General features: G+C 63.8%; 14 protein-coding genes and 2 pseudogenes. 11 read left to right on the top strand and 5 right to left on the bottom strand.

The genetic code is table 11. The features are described from left to right. Positions 1–55 precede the first annotated feature (55 nt). The 5 genes and pseudogenes from BLV47_RS07185 (at position 56) to BLV47_RS07170 (ending at position 4,212) form a co-directional block, all read left to right on the top strand. Positions 56–664: a TetR/AcrR family transcriptional regulator gene (locus BLV47_RS07185; protein WP_092311568.1), complete on the top strand. Its 609-nt coding sequence runs from the start codon at positions 56–58 to the stop codon at positions 662–664. A 170-nt stretch (positions 665–834) separates the two neighbouring features. Next, complete coding sequence (locus tag BLV47_RS07180; protein ID WP_092311565.1) at positions 835–1,905, top strand: diguanylate cyclase; 1,071 nt, start codon at positions 835–837, stop codon at positions 1,903–1,905. A 358-nt stretch (positions 1,906–2,263) separates the two neighbouring features. Continuing rightward, positions 2,264–3,037 (top strand): annotated as a pseudogene (locus BLV47_RS36950) (PAS domain-containing protein); the annotation flags it as partial. Beyond that, a complete protein-coding gene (locus BLV47_RS36945; RefSeq protein WP_371920248.1) occupies positions 3,035–3,583 on the top strand; it encodes a methyl-accepting chemotaxis protein in 549 nt (182 codons plus the stop codon). The pseudogene BLV47_RS36950 and the gene BLV47_RS36945, both read left to right, overlap by 3 nt. A gap of 89 nt (positions 3,584–3,672) precedes the next feature. Then, complete coding sequence (locus BLV47_RS07170) at positions 3,673–4,212, top strand: DUF1003 domain-containing protein (RefSeq protein ID WP_092311558.1); 540 nt, start codon at positions 3,673–3,675, stop codon at positions 4,210–4,212. 5 nt (positions 4,213–4,217) lie between these two features. Here BLV47_RS07170 and BLV47_RS07165 read toward each other — a convergent pair whose 3' ends face one another. Further along, positions 4,218–5,186, bottom strand: a complete 969-nt coding sequence (locus BLV47_RS07165) for a LysR family transcriptional regulator (protein WP_208605249.1) — start codon at positions 5,184–5,186, stop codon at positions 4,218–4,220. Here BLV47_RS07165 and BLV47_RS07160 point away from each other — a divergent pair. Continuing rightward, positions 5,185–5,904, top strand: a complete 720-nt coding sequence (locus BLV47_RS07160) for a CTP synthase C-terminal region-related (seleno)protein (protein WP_092311555.1) — start codon at positions 5,185–5,187, stop codon at positions 5,902–5,904. The two genes, BLV47_RS07165 and BLV47_RS07160, sit on opposite strands and share 2 nt — an antisense overlap. Beyond that, positions 5,901–6,236 carry an antibiotic biosynthesis monooxygenase family protein gene (locus BLV47_RS07155; protein WP_092311552.1) on the top strand — a complete coding sequence of 112 codons (336 nt, stop codon included), beginning with the start codon at positions 5,901–5,903 and terminating at the stop codon, positions 6,234–6,236. The genes BLV47_RS07160 and BLV47_RS07155 overlap by 4 nt, the downstream gene beginning before the upstream one ends. A gap of 35 nt (positions 6,237–6,271) precedes the next feature. Here BLV47_RS07155 and BLV47_RS07150 read toward each other — a convergent pair whose 3' ends face one another. Then, the gene (locus tag BLV47_RS07150; RefSeq protein WP_016968120.1) at positions 6,272–6,607 is read right to left on the bottom strand and encodes a DUF2025 family protein; all 336 of its coding nucleotides are present in this window, start codon (positions 6,605–6,607) and stop codon (positions 6,272–6,274) included. A 245-nt stretch (positions 6,608–6,852) separates the two neighbouring features. Between BLV47_RS07150 and BLV47_RS07145 the strand changes: the two genes are divergently transcribed. Beyond that, positions 6,853–7,980 carry a glycerophosphodiester phosphodiesterase gene (locus BLV47_RS07145; protein WP_092311549.1) on the top strand — a complete coding sequence of 376 codons (1,128 nt, stop codon included), beginning with the start codon at positions 6,853–6,855 and terminating at the stop codon, positions 7,978–7,980. After that, complete coding sequence (locus BLV47_RS07140) at positions 7,981–8,661, top strand: AraC family transcriptional regulator (protein ID WP_092311546.1); 681 nt, start codon at positions 7,981–7,983, stop codon at positions 8,659–8,661. On the opposite strand, the gene BLV47_RS07135 is transcribed toward BLV47_RS07140, so the two are convergent. Beyond that, entirely contained in the window at positions 8,639–9,550 is a 912-nt protein-coding gene (locus BLV47_RS07135; protein ID WP_092311543.1) for a sterol desaturase family protein, read from the bottom strand. The genes BLV47_RS07140 and BLV47_RS07135 overlap by 23 nt on opposite strands. A gap of 157 nt (positions 9,551–9,707) precedes the next feature. Here BLV47_RS07135 and BLV47_RS07130 point away from each other — a divergent pair, with 157 nt between their 5' ends. Then, entirely contained in the window at positions 9,708–10,025 is a 318-nt protein-coding gene (locus BLV47_RS07130) for a PepSY domain-containing protein (protein ID WP_092311540.1), read from the top strand. 82 nt (positions 10,026–10,107) lie between these two features. Here BLV47_RS07130 and BLV47_RS36940 read toward each other — a convergent pair whose 3' ends face one another. Continuing rightward, positions 10,108–10,812 (bottom strand): methyl-accepting chemotaxis protein, encoded by a 705-nt coding sequence (locus BLV47_RS36940; protein ID WP_425272166.1) that lies wholly within the window; start codon positions 10,810–10,812, stop codon positions 10,108–10,110. Between the two features lie 228 nt (positions 10,813–11,040). After that, positions 11,041–11,151 (bottom strand): annotated as a pseudogene (locus BLV47_RS36935) (hypothetical protein); the annotation flags it as partial. An 856-nt stretch (positions 11,152–12,007) separates the two neighbouring features. Between BLV47_RS36935 and BLV47_RS07120 the strand changes: the two are divergent. Then, positions 12,008–13,030, top strand: coding sequence for a transporter (locus BLV47_RS07120; protein ID WP_092311538.1), 1,023 nt, complete (start codon positions 12,008–12,010; stop codon positions 13,028–13,030). Positions 13,031–13,288: the final 258 nt, after the last annotated feature.

Raw genomic sequence — 13,288 nt, 5'->3', positions numbered from 1 at the left:
AAGACGAAGTAGACTGCCGATTGATTTAGCCGCCCACCCTGATCGAACCCAACTTATGACAGCTCCAAAGCGCCTCACCGACCTTAAACGCAATGCCATCATCCAGGCGGCGATCAGCGAATTCCGCACCAGCGGCTTCGACATCACCAGCATGGACAAGATTGCCGCCACGGCAGGTGTATCCAAGCGCACGGTGTACAACCACTTTCCGAGCAAGGAAGAGTTGTTCGCCGAGATCCTGCACAAGCTCTGGGCCAGCATCAGCGCTCAAGCGGAAGTCGCCTACCGCCACGACCAGCCCCTGCGCGGGCAACTGGAAGCACTGCTGCGGGCCAAGCTGCAACTGCTGGCCGACGACAATTTTCTTGACCTGGCCCGAGTGGCGATTGCTGCGGCCATCCACTCCCCCGAACGGGCTCAGGACATGGTGGCGCGGCTCGGTGAACGGGAAGAAGGCCTGACCCTGTGGATCCGCGGCGCCCTGGCCGACGGCCGCCTCAAGCCGCTGGACCCGGAGTTCGCAGCCCAACAGATGCACGGGCTGCTCAAGAGCTTCGCCTTCTGGCCGCAGATCACCCTGGGCCAACCGCCCCTGACAGCGGACCTGCAGACCCGGGTCATCGAATCGGCACTGGACATGTTTCTCTGCCACTACCAGGCCTGATTCAGGTCGATCTGCCAGCATGCCCTGCCCCTGCCACCGTGAAATGGCTTCGAAGGACACTGATTATTCCTAGTGGAATAAATGACAATATTCATCAGACTGATCCGATAAACGGCAATGCCGCAAAAACACCAAAAAGTGTTTCAGTGCAAAATCTGGTGCAGGAATTTATGGAAAACCAACGCGGCAAAGGGCTGTCATTTGCCCGACGCATCTATTGGCCAAGGATCATCGGCCTGGGCATCGGCGGCATCAGTGTCCTGGCGGCACTCGCTACCCTGGCACTGCCGGACTGGATATGGGGCCTGCTGTTGTTCAACGGCCTGATCTGGCCCCACCTGGCCTATCAACTGTCCGCCCGTTCGGCGTTTCCCTACCGGGCAGAACGCCGCAATCTGCTGTATGACTCGTTGCTGGGCGGTTTCTGGGCAGCGACCATGCAGTTCAACCCGCTGCCGGCGGTCACCATCCTCTCGATGATGGCCATGAACAACGTGGCCGCGGGTGGCCTGCGCCTGTTCATTCGCGGCACTCTGGCCCAATGCACCGGGGGGCTGCTGTCCTGGGCCCTGTTCGGGCCACACTTCACAACCCTGATCAACCCGCTGCAGATCTACGCCTGCCTACCCATGCTGACTCTCTATCCCCTGGCGGTGGGCATGGTCTGCTATCGCCTGGCAATCAAACTGTCCGAACACAAGCGCGCCCTGAGCGCCCTGAGTCGCACCGACAGCCTCACCGGCCTGCTCAACCACGGTTCCTGGAAGGACCTGCTGCATATCAAGTTCCACAAATGCCGACAGCAGCAGATGCACGCCTGCATCGCCCTGATCGACATCGACCACTTCAAGGCGATCAACGACACCTACGGCCACATCATTGGCGATACCGTCCTGCGTCACTTGAGCAACGAACTGCGACGCAACCTGCGCCACGATGACCTGGCCGGCCGCTACGGTGGCGACGAATTCTGCGTGATCCTACCGCGCATGAGCCAGCAGCAGGCGCTCGATATCATGGAGCGCCTGCGCCGGGTCTTCAGCCAGTACCGGCACCCACAAGTGAGCGAGTTGAATGTCAGCCTGAGTATTGGTCTGGCTGCCTTCGATGCCGGCTTCGAGGATCCGGCCACCTGGCTCAACGCCGCGGACCAAGCCCTGTACCAGGCGAAAAAAAACGGACGCAACCGGATAGCCAGCAACGACGCCAACGGCTACGTGCCACGATCGCAATTGGCATAAAACCGAAAAAACTTATACAAAAAGGAAGTAAAAAACATTTTTGTACAAGTTTATTTGGATTTATCCAGGCAGTTGCCATCATAATGCCGCCACTTCGTTGCAACGGATGCCCACAACCGCAACTGCCGCCACCGAAGCCAGTCACTCCAACCCAATCGATTCGCAGCCGCTACGTCTCCCTTGACGCGGCCACCGACGCGCGCCTGAAGCGTCCCCGTCGCATTGCTGCGAATGTATCTTCTGTCAGTCATGGAACGCTGACATTGAGCAGATAATGCCGAGCGCCGGGGAGCATTCGGCGTACCGGCGCACTCAATAGGGATCGACGCAACGTTTCTCCCACAGAGCACCTGCCCACATGCTATTCAACCGCCACAACAAGACCATCGACGCCCTGAACCGGACCGTTGCCGAACAATCGAGCTTGCTGGAAGCCATCGACCGCTCCATGGCGGTGATCGAGTTCGATCTGCAAGGCTGCGTATTGCGCGCCAACGACAATTTCCTCAAGACCCTGGGCTATCGCGAAGACCAGGTACTCGGCCAGTCGCACCGCCTGTTCTGTACCCCGGAGTACGCGCGCAGCAGCGACTATCAGCAATTGTGGGCACGCCTCAGAGAAGGTCAGTTCCAGTCCGGAACCTTTGAACGGGTCGGCAGTGCCGGGCAGAGCCTGTGGCTGGAAGCCAGCTACAACCCTATCCGCGACGCCTCGGGCGCGGTGTACAAGGTGGTCAAGTACGCCCTGGATGTCACCACTCGAATCCAGGAAGAAGCCGAGGCGCGCAACAAGCTGGATGCCATCGATCGGGCCATGGCGGTGATCGAGTTCAACCTCGATGGCAGCATCATCAGCGCCAACGCCAACTTCCTCGGTTGCATGGGCTACAGCCTGGCGCAGGTCCAGGGCAAGCATCATCGGATGTTCTGCAAGCCCGAACTGGTCAACAGCAGCGCCTACCAGGACTTCTGGAATCGCCTGAACAAGGGCGAGTTCTTCAGCGGTCGCTTCGAACGGATCGACAAGCACGGCCGCACGCTGTGGCTGGAAGCCAACTACAACCCGGTCTACGACGCCAGCGGACGCCTGTGCAAAGTGATCAAGTACGCCGCCGACGTCAGCCAGCAAGTGGAGAAACACGAGCAGGATGCCCAGAGCGCGAGCCAGGCTTATCACATCTCGGTGCAGACCCGGAAAGTCGCCGAGCAAGGCACCGGCGTGATCCAGCAAGCCGCCAGTGAAATGCGCCAGATCGCCCACAACATCGAGGACTCCTCCACCCTGATCGCCCGCCTTGGCGAACGTTCGGAACAGATCACCGCCATCGTCAACACCATCCGCGGGATTGCCGACCAGACCAACCTGCTGGCCCTCAATGCCGCCATCGAGGCCGCCCGGGCCGGCGAACAGGGGCGCGGCTTCGCCGTGGTGGCCGATGAAGTTCGCCAGTTGGCGGCGCGCACCAGCGGCTCGACCGCGGAAATCGCCAGCATGATCGACATGATCCAGAACGAAACCCTGCAAGCCATCAAGAGCATGGACGGCACCCGGGAACGGGCGGCCAAGGGCGTGCAACTGGCGGATCAGGCCGGCACCGTGATCCTGCAGATTCGCGATGGGGCCAGTGACGCGGTGCAAGCCGTGAGCATGTTCGCCAACGAACGTGATGCGCTGTAGGGGAGGGTTTTCCCGGCGTCGACAATGACGTCGGGGACAGCCTCGAGGACTATAGTGGCCAGACGTCCCAGTGCCTGGCGGAGGCCATCATGAGTTCCAGCGACACCCCCAAAGAAACCACCCCAGTCACCGATCACCTGCGCTTTCACCGCGCCCATGCCCACCTGGCCCCTACCTTCGGCAACGATGCCTTTGCCTTGAAGGCCGAGGCCTTTGCCCGTTTCTTCGGCACCCCGACCTTTCTCGGGGCACAGACCCTGATCGTGGCGATCTGGATCGCCCTCAACCTCAGCGGCGTCACTCAGTTCGACGTCTATCCCTTCATCCTTCTGAACCTGGCCTTCAGCCTGCAGGCAGCCTACGCCGCGCCGCTGATCCTGCTGGCCCAGACCCGCCAGGCCGCCCGCGACAAGGCCCAGTCCGACGCCGACGCCCAACACCGCGAGGCCCTGGCCATCGTCAACAGCGAACGCCAGGCCCAGGCCGCGCAAACCACCGGGCAACTGCTGGAGTTGCTGGAGCAGAACACCCGCCTCACGGAGATGACCAAGCAACTGAGCGAACGCATCGAAAACCTCACCAGCGAGATGCACGCGCACTTCGTCCGCAAGGAACCACCGGCGGCCTGAGGTATTCAGGGCCAGCGCAGATGACGCCCCAGTTCATCGAACAGCGTCACCACCGAGCGCAGGGCCCGACAGTCCGGGCGGGTCAACAGCCACAAGGCGGTTGCATGCTCCAGGGGCTCGCCCAGCGCCTCCAGGTCGCCACCGCCCAGGAGAAAGTCCGGCAACGCCGCCACCCCCAGGCCGGCCCGCACCAGCTCGGTCGCCGCCAGCATGCTGTTGCAGCGATAACTGGGCTGCACACCGGGCCACTGCTGACGGCGCCAGACCACCGTGGGGTGATCCGGCAGAAAGTCATCCGGGGCAATCCAGGCCACCCGTGCCAGATCGGTGCAATCCACCCGGTGCCGATACGCCGGGCTGGTGCATACCCGATACGCCACCGTCCCCAGGCAGCGCCCCACCAGATGCTCCGGAGGAGTCGCGGTGAGGCGCACGGCGATGTCCGCATCGCGACGGTTGAGGTTGGCGAAATCATTCGAGGTGCACAGTTCGATGACCAACGCGGGGTACTTGGGCATGAACTGCGCCAGGGCCGGTAGCAACAAGCCCTGCAATACCGAATCGGTACAGGTCAGGCGCACCGTACCGCTGATGACCTCGCCGCCCTGGGCCACACCGATCCGCGCCGCCTCCAGGGCCTGTTCCGCCTGTTCGGCCTGCAGTGCCAGGGCCTGGGCCAGGCTGGTGGGCAGGTAGCCGGCACGGCTCTTGTCGAACAGTTGCTGACCGAGCCCGGCTTCCAGGCGACGCACGGCACGAAACACCGTCGAAACATCCACCTTGAGCAGGGCCGCGGCACGGGCCAGGGAGCCGCCACGGACCAGGGCCAGGACCAGCGACAGATCGGGGTAGTCCAGCTGATAGTGCACTGCTGCATTGATCACTTGGGTAAACGCCAATATTGATTGCGTGGACGCCAATCTATAGTGGCCCCAGGCAATCGACAAGTCAGCGCCCTTACCGGAGAAGCCCATGCAAGCACCCGCCTCGACACCGCCCCTGCGCATCGCCCTGGTGGGGGATCACGACCCACTGATCACCGCGCACCAGGCCATTCCCCTGGCCCTGGATCGGGCCGCAGCCGACGCCGCAATCACCCTCGACGTGCAATGGCTGGCCACTGCCGATCTGACTCACGAGCACCTGTTGCAAGGCTTCGACGCCATCTGGTGCGTGCCCGGCAGCCCCTACCGGAACATCCACGGCGCGCTGCTGGCGATCCGCGTGGCCCGGGAGCAACAGCGCCCCTTCCTCGGCACCTGTGGCGGCTTTCAGCATGCGGTCCTGGAATACGCGCGCAACGTGCTGGGCTGGGCCGATGCCGAACACGGCGAGATCGCCCCCGATGCCGAGCGCGCACTGCTCACCCCTTTGAGCTGCGCCCTGGTGGAGGCCCGTGAGCGCATCGAACTGCAACACGGCAGTCGAATCGCCAAGGCCTATGGCACCCGGAGCATCGAGGAAGGCTATCGCTGCCGCTACGGCGTCAATCCAGACTTTGCCGGCCCCCTGCTCGCAGGCACCCTGCGCGCCAGCGGCCACGACAGCCTGGGAGATCTGCGCGCCGTGGAGCTCGCCGATCATCCATTTTTCGTCGCCACTCTGTTCCAGCCCGAACGCGCGGCTCTCAAGGGCCGCACGCCGCCCCTGGTCAGCGCCCTGCTCAATGCCTGCCTGGAGGCCCGAGGATGATCGGCCAGACACCCGCCCCGCCCTACTACGCGGTGATCTTCAGCTCCCAACGCGGTGCTGCGGACCCCGACTACGATCAGGCCGCCGAGCGCATGCTGGAACTGGCGCGTCGGCAACCGGGCTTTCTCGGGGTCGAATCGGCCCGGGGCGCGGACGGTTTCGGGATCACCGTGTCCTACTGGAGCAGCGAGGCGGCCATCCTGGCGTGGAAGCACCACGCCGAACACAGCGCCATCCGCGAGCGCGGACGCAAGGATTGGTACCAGTGCTTTCATACCCGGGTCGGCAAGGTCGAACGGGCCTATGCCTTCAGCCCTCAAGCCCAGGCCTGAACCGCGGGCCACAGCGGTTCAGGCCGGCCGCCGGATCAATCCTGAGCCGTCGGCAACAGACTGCGCACGGCCTGGATTTCCGGCAGATCGCTACGGCGCATATAGACCCGCAACGGTTCACTGATGTTGATCCGGTCGTCGATGTTCTGGTCCAGCAATAACTGGATCTGCTCGCGCTTGAGGCTCATGGCCTGATCGGACACCGGCGCCCAGACAAATTCGCTGGCCGGCACTATGGCGTCGTCGGCCACATCCATGCCGAAGGAGTCTTCGCTGAAACGCACGATGTAACGGCCGGTCTTGCGATTGAAGCCGACAAAACCCTTGAGCTGGTCAGCGGCCTGGCAGATGAGTTCAGAGGTGATGCTCATGGTAAACCTCACGGTAAGTCCCACGGGACTGGGTGATCGATGGTCTACACGCGAGGCAAGGAAAGGGCTGTTCTCAGGCTTCCCTCTGCTGGGGAAACTGCGCGGCCAAGAGTACTGCAAAGCGCCGGAAAAAAACCTGAATGATGCGCATGAGAAGGATTTATGTCGCCCTCGAGATAGCACAAGCGTCATTGTGTTGCTAAAAGATAGGTCCTTGCCCCCGCCTCCACGAAAGGATTTCGAGCATGCCAGCGACCTTCCCCCCTCGCGCCCTGATGTTGAGCCTGATGCTCGGTTGCGGCCTGGCCCAGGCCGCTGAACAGGCGGATCCGAATGCCCTGGCGGCGCGCCTGGGCATCCCCCAGCCCGCCGTGATCGCCCACCGTGGCGCCTCCTTCGATGCCCCCGAGTCCACAGCGGCGGCCTACCGGCTGGCCCGGGATCTGGGGGCGGACTACCTGGAACTGGACCTGCAGCGCAGCAAGGACGGCGTGCTCTTCGCCCTGCACGACAACAACCTGCTACGCACCACCGACGTGGCGCAGAAATTCCCCGAGCGCAAGGACAGCCCGCCCAACGCCTTCACCATGGCCGAGCTCAAGCGCCTCGACGCCGGCAGCTGGTTCAACCAGGCCCACCCGGATCGCGCCCGGCCGGGCTTTGCCGGCCTGAAGATCCTGACCCTGGACGAGATCATCGACATCGCCCAAGGCAGCACGCAGCACAAACCCGGGCTGTACATCGAAACCAAAGAGCCGCAGCTGTTCCCCGGCATCGAGCACGAACTCAAGGAAAAGCTCCAGGACCGCGGCTGGCTGAGCCCGGCGGGCTCAAAGCTGGCCAAGAGCGAGCTGGCCGTGGGCCAGGGCAAAGGCAAGGTGGTGCTGCAGACCTTCGACAGACACAGCCTGGAACTGCTGCACAAGGAAATGCCTCAGGTGCCCAAGGTGCTGCTGCTGTGGGTCGGGGCCGGCAGCATCGAACCGGCGTCCAGCGTCACCTTCGCCAACAGCGGCGAAACCGACAAGGCGGCCTTCTACGCCAAGCAGCAGCCCAAGGACCCGGGCGAATTCAAACGCTGGATCGGCTACGCCAAGGCCCAGGGCGCGATTGGCACCGGTCCCTCCACGGCGCTGGCAGCGGGCGGCGAGCAAAGCTACGCGGATCTGGTGCAACCCTGGATGAATCAGTACACCCACGATCAGGGCCTGCTGGTGCACGCCTACACCCTCGACGAGCCGGTGGACTTCAAGAAGGTCATGGACGCCGGGGTCGACGGTATCTTCACCAACCGCAGCGCCGAGCTGCTCAAGTACTTCAAGCGTCCGGCCAACGCCAGCGTGGCCCAACTGCTGGAGGCCGGCGGTTACTGAATGTCTGTCTCGCACTGGAGCGGCGAGCTCTGGCTGGGGCATGACTTCGGCCTGATTCAGGGAGCCATGGGGCGCACCGCGCCCCATGCCCACTACGCCCATCAATTGATCATCGCCCCCGAGCAAGCGGTGACGCTGGAACTCGACGGCAAGCGCCACAGCGGGCACTTCCTGGTGATCCAGGCGCTGCAGCGGCATGCCATTCTCCAGGCGCCCGACAACGCCTTCACGGTCTATGCCGAGCCATTGTCGATCGCGGCCGCAGACCTGCAGGCCTGTGTCCACAACCTGTGCCCCTCGTTGCCCGCACTGGAGGCGGCGCTGCGCGCCTGCCCGCGCCTGCCCCTGGCCGACCGGCGTGTGGCGCGGGCCCTGCAGGCCCTGGACGCAGCGCTCACAGGCAAGGTGGTGGCGAGCCAACTGGCGGCCCGGGCCCACCTGTCCCTGAGCCAGCTGGAGCGCCTGTTCGCCCGTGACGTAGGCTTGCCGGTGCGGCGCCTGGTGCTCTGGCGGCGTCTGCGCCTGGCCATGGCCCTGTTGCTCGACGGCCAGCCCGTGGCCCAGGCGGCCCACGGCGCCGGCTTTGCCGACAGCGCGCACTTCTCCCGCACCCTGAAAGCGTTGTTCGGGGTCACCGCCGGCCAGGCCCTGAAAACCCTCAGGCCTCGCCTGCTGGCTTGACTGGCCGGCGCAACGCGGCAGGCACCTTGGGCTCGGCGGCATAGCGCTGGACCTTGAACGGCTCCAGCAACTGCGACCAATACCCCAGCGGGTAGTCGGGACGGCTGCCGATACCCAGATCGCCCTGGCGCATCGGGTAGTCGTCCCGATAGAACCCGGTGCCCAACAGCCAGTCCCAGAGGTTGAAGAACAGCCCGAAGTTCACATCGCCGGCGCGGCCATACTTCATGTGATGAAAGCGATGCACCGGAGCCCAGGCAAACACCCGCCGCAGCGGCCCCATGCGCATATCGACGTTGGAATGCTGCAACAGCAAGGCAATCCCGATGGCCAGGGCCAGCAGTTGTGCCACCGGCAACGTAATGCCCAGCAGCACCAGCGGCAGCAATCCCGCCAAGGCCTCCAGCATCTGGTGCAGGGGGTGCTTGAGCAGTCCGTTGAAACCGTACAGGCGCTGCACACTGTGGTGCACCGCATGCAGGCGCCAGAGCCAGGCCCAGCGATGGCTGGCGTAATGGGCCAGGCTGATCCCGCCATCGGCGATCACTATCGCCAGCAGCAACTGCCCCCAGAGCGGCCAATCCCGAGGCCACAGGCCCTCGCCACCCAGCAGGGCCACCAGCCCCGGCAAGGCCAGCAGCCCCAGCGCATTCAGGCTTTCATTGACCAGCGCGTGCAGGCTATCGCGCAGCCGGTCGCCCTGGGAGCGGTTCCAGGCCGGCTCGTAGGGCAGCGCCCACTCCGCCAGGAACGACACCAGCAGCGCCCCGGCGAACAGCACGAGCAAACCCAGGGCCGAAGCCTGCCCGTCACTCATCCAACACAGCCCGCCGGCGATGAATCCGCCAAGCATCAAGGGGCCATACAACCACGCCAGCATGCGTTTCATTCATGGTGTCTCCGATAAAGGGAGAGGCCAGCTTGCCGGTGCCACCCGGCCCCCGGCTTGAACAAACGACGCAAACACTGCGCTGAATTAAGGGTGAATTAAGTTGCACTGGCTAACCTGTGCCCATCGAAAGCCATCACCTCAAGGAATCAACACCATGACCCGTTTCTCTGCACTGTTCGCCGCTGCCGCCCTGACCCTGACCGCGGGCCTCGCCCAGGCCGATGTCCGTCCGGACCTGATCCCGGGCCTGCTCAAGTCCGGCGCCATCATGGACCTGGAACAACTCAACCAGGCCGCCCTGGCCCAGCACCCCGGCACCACCGCCGCCAGCATCACCGACACCGAGCTGGAGCAGACCGCCAGCGGTGCCTACGTCTACCAGGTGGAACTGCGCGACAGCAAAGGCATCGAGTGGGACGTGGACCTGGACGCCAAGACCGGCAAGGTCCTGAGCAACAAGCAAGACAAGTAAGCCTGCGCACACAGCACAAGGCCGCGCCCCGTTACGGGAGCGCGGCCTTGTGCTTTTGGGCCCGCATACAGGGTGAGCGTTATCAGGCGCCGAGACGCGCCGTGACCTCGTTCAACTGTCCCGACAAGCCGTGCAAATTGCGGCTCGCCGCCTCGGTACGCTGGACATTGTCGAGATTGGTACTGGCAATCGAGGTGATCTCGGTCAGGTTGCGGGAAATGTCCTCGGCCACCGAGGTCTGCTCTTCGGCGGCGGTGGCGATCTGCCGGTTCATGTCGCGGATCGCCTCCACGGCCTCGGTGATGCGTTCGAGCATGGCCCCGGCCTCGGTCACCTGCTGCACACTCTGCTCGCTGCGGGACTGGCCGCTCTCGATGGCCTGGGCCGCGTCCACCGCGCCGGTCTGCACACTGTGGATGATCTGGTTGATCTCGATGATCGACGCCGCAGTGCGTTGCGCCAGGCTGCGCACTTCGTCGGCAACCACGGCGAATCCGCGCCCGGCCTCGCCGGCCCGGGCCGCTTCGATGGCGGCGTTGAGCGCCAGCAAGTTGGTCTGCTCGGCAATCCCCTGAATCACTTCCAGCACCTTGCCGATACGTCCGCTGTCGGCTTCCAGACGACGGATCACGGTGGCGGTGTTGGCAATCTCGCTGCGCATCTGGGTGATGCTGTGGATGGTGCTCTGCATCACCTGCTCGCCCTGCTGCGCCGACTGGTCGGCATCATCTGCGGCGCGCGCGGCGTCGGCGGCATGCCGTGCCACTTCCTGGGCGGTGGCGGACATTTCGTTCATCGCCGTGGCCACCTGATCGGTACGGCTGAACTGTTCGTTGGTGCCCTGGGACATCAGCGTGGCGATGGCATTGAGCTCGCCGCTGGAGCGGTCCAGGTCCGAGGCGCTGCGCTGCAGGCTGCTGAAGGTCTGGGCCAGGAAGTCGCGCAGGGTGTTGGCGGCGGCCGCCAGCTTGCCCAGTTCGTCCTGACGCTGGCTGGCTACCCGCTCGGCGAACTGGCCGCGGCTGAGCTGGGCGACGTAATCGATCAACTGGCGGATCGGCTCCACCAGGCTGCGGTTGACCAGCCACAGGCTGAGCAGGCCGATCAGCAGGCCGGACACCAGCATCACCAGGATTCCCATCCACACCGTGCGGTCGGCCGCGGTGCTGATCTCCCGGGACTGCTGTTCGCCGTGCTTGCGCAATTCGGTCACCAGTTCGCTCATCTGCTCGCTGGCGGCGCGGTCCACGCCCTTCACCGCGGCGTCACCGGCACTTGGATCGGCACCGCCAGCCACATAGGCATCGCGGCCCTTCTGATAGGCCGCCCCCAACTGCCGGTGCTCATCCGCCAGGCGCTGCACCCGGCTCTTGAGCGATGCATCCAGCCCGGGAGTCTGGGCCAGCTGGCCGAGAATGTTCTGCACATCCCGCTGACGGTCCTCGAACTGCTGCCAGTACTTGTTCAGTTCCTGGGGCTGCTTGCCCCGCAGCAGCACGTTCTTCCACTCCTGCACCTGGCTCTTGAACTGCAGGTTGGCCTCGTCGATCAGCTGTGAACTGCGCAGCGGCCCGTCGATCAGCTCGCGGTAGCTCTGCACGCCACCGGACAGCAATTGAAAACATGCCAGGGCGATCAACAGCATCGCCAGCAGGCTACCGCTCAGCAGGGCAAGAATTTGCGCTCTCAGGGATTTTTGCAAAAACATCGAGAAGATCTCATGACAGGGATAGAGCAGGCCCATTCAAGGGCATGCGTAGGTCCGAACTTCCCTGTCAGGCACATTCGAACCGGGTCGAATGCGTGTTGCATGTGAGCGTGATCGGCATTCGTGCTGCATTCTTGAGTGCCGCCGACCACCGGTAGAGCGCTGCGGATTGTGCACTTGCAAACGTCACAAAACTGTCAAAAAGCCTTGCCATGATGAGGCCCAAGTGAACCTGTGAAACCCGCGCCAGGCACTGTCCCTCCTGCGAGACTCCATGAACCACAGCCTTGACCAGATTCACCGCGATTCCGATCTGTTTGGCCTGCTCTACGGTTTCAGCTTTCGCCCCGGCGAACGCGGTCATGAACTGGATTCAGCCAAGGCCCTGCAAGCCCTGCAACACCCGAAGGACAGTGATGAGTTCCTCTGGCTGCACCTGAATCTGGCCCACGCCGCCTGCGAGCGCTGGATGAAGGCCCACCTGCAACTGCCCGAGGAGTTCTTCGAAGCCCTGCACGAAGGCTCGCGCTCGACCCGCATCGAACACGTCGACTCGGCCCTGCTGGCGGTGGTCAACGACGTGGTGTTCAACTTCAGCAGCATGGTGTCCTCGGACATCTCCACCCTGTGGGTCTGCGTGCGCAGCAACCTGATCATCAGTGCCCGCCTGCAGCCCCTGCATTCGGTGGACAAGCTGCGCTCCTCGGTCAAGGCCGGCGAACGCTTTCGCTCCCCCCTGGAGCTGCTGGTGCACCTGCTGCGCGACCAGGGCGAGGTACTGACCCAGATCGTGCGCAAGACCAGCCTCAGCGTCGACCAGATCGAGGACCAACTGCTGGCCGCCCGGGTGTCCAGCAACCGCGCCGAGCTGGGAGCCATGCGCCGAGTGCTGGTGCGCCTGCAACGCCTGCTGGCCCTGGAACCGGGCTCCTTGCTGCGCCTGCTCAACCGCCCGCCGCAATGGTTGCAGAAGGAAGACGTCAAGGAGCTGCGCAAATCCACCGAAGAGTTCGCCCTGATCATCAACGACCTCACGGCCCTGGGCGAGCGGATCAAACTGCTGCAGGAGGAGATCGCCGCCAACCTCAACGAACAGACCAACCGCACCCTGTTCACCCTGACGGTGGTCACGGTGCTGGCGCTGCCGATCAACATCATTGCCGGCTTCTTCGGCATGAACGTCGGCGGCATTCCGTTTTCCGGCGACCCGGAGGGTTTCTGGATCCTCGTGGCGCTAGTGGCCACCTTCACCCTGATCGCCGGGCGCTGGGCCTTCCGCAAGCGCCAGGACTACTGACCTCGCCTTTTGGGGAGCTGGCTTGACGGTGAAGGTGTCCGCCAAGGTCGGCGCTTGGCTTGAGGGCCTCTTCGCCGGCAAGCCGGCTCCTACGGGATGAGTGGGATGGCGGGATGGCGGGATGAGTACGCTGATGGCGCGGACTGGATCGGATCAACGGAACGCGTCAATCGCGCAAACCATGATCTGAGGCAGTCTGTCTGTAACATTTGGCTACGATCATGGGCGACATTCCTTTCCCGCAACAGGATTGTCCGG

It is taken from the genome of Pseudomonas saponiphila, from assembly GCF_900105185.1.
GTDB classification, from domain to species: domain Bacteria; phylum Pseudomonadota; class Gammaproteobacteria; order Pseudomonadales; family Pseudomonadaceae; genus Aquipseudomonas; species Aquipseudomonas saponiphila.
Note: the sequence above shows the minus strand (reverse complement) of the source record. Positions and strands in the feature narration are given on the sequence as shown.

Excerpts from the sequence above, each read along its gene's own strand:
- BLV47_RS07160 (WP_092311555.1), top strand. The coding sequence starts at position 5,185 with ATGCAAGCACCCGCCTCGACACCGCCCCTGCGCATCGCCCTGGTGGGG.
- BLV47_RS07155 (WP_092311552.1), top strand. The coding sequence starts at position 5,901 with ATGATCGGCCAGACACCCGCCCCGCCCTACTACGCGGTGATCTTCAGC.
- BLV47_RS07170 (WP_092311558.1), top strand. The coding sequence starts at position 3,673 with ATGAGTTCCAGCGACACCCCCAAAGAAACCACCCCAGTCACCGATCAC.
- BLV47_RS07135 (WP_092311543.1), bottom strand. The coding sequence starts at position 9,550 with ATGAAACGCATGCTGGCGTGGTTGTATGGCCCCTTGATGCTTGGCGGA.
- BLV47_RS07130 (WP_092311540.1), top strand. The coding sequence starts at position 9,708 with ATGACCCGTTTCTCTGCACTGTTCGCCGCTGCCGCCCTGACCCTGACC.
- BLV47_RS07165 (WP_208605249.1), bottom strand. The coding sequence starts at position 5,186 with ATGGGCTTCTCCGGTAAGGGCGCTGACTTGTCGATTGCCTGGGGCCAC.
- BLV47_RS07150 (WP_016968120.1), bottom strand. The coding sequence starts at position 6,607 with ATGAGCATCACCTCTGAACTCATCTGCCAGGCCGCTGACCAGCTCAAG.
- BLV47_RS36940 (WP_425272166.1), bottom strand. The coding sequence starts at position 10,812 with ATGTCCGCCACCGCCCAGGAAGTGGCACGGCATGCCGCCGACGCCGCG.
- BLV47_RS07140 (WP_092311546.1), top strand. The coding sequence starts at position 7,981 with ATGTCTGTCTCGCACTGGAGCGGCGAGCTCTGGCTGGGGCATGACTTC.
- BLV47_RS07120 (WP_092311538.1), top strand. The coding sequence starts at position 12,008 with ATGAACCACAGCCTTGACCAGATTCACCGCGATTCCGATCTGTTTGGC.
- BLV47_RS07180 (WP_092311565.1), top strand. The coding sequence starts at position 835 with ATGGAAAACCAACGCGGCAAAGGGCTGTCATTTGCCCGACGCATCTAT.
- BLV47_RS07145 (WP_092311549.1), top strand. The coding sequence starts at position 6,853 with ATGCCAGCGACCTTCCCCCCTCGCGCCCTGATGTTGAGCCTGATGCTC.
- BLV47_RS07185 (WP_092311568.1), top strand. The coding sequence starts at position 56 with ATGACAGCTCCAAAGCGCCTCACCGACCTTAAACGCAATGCCATCATC.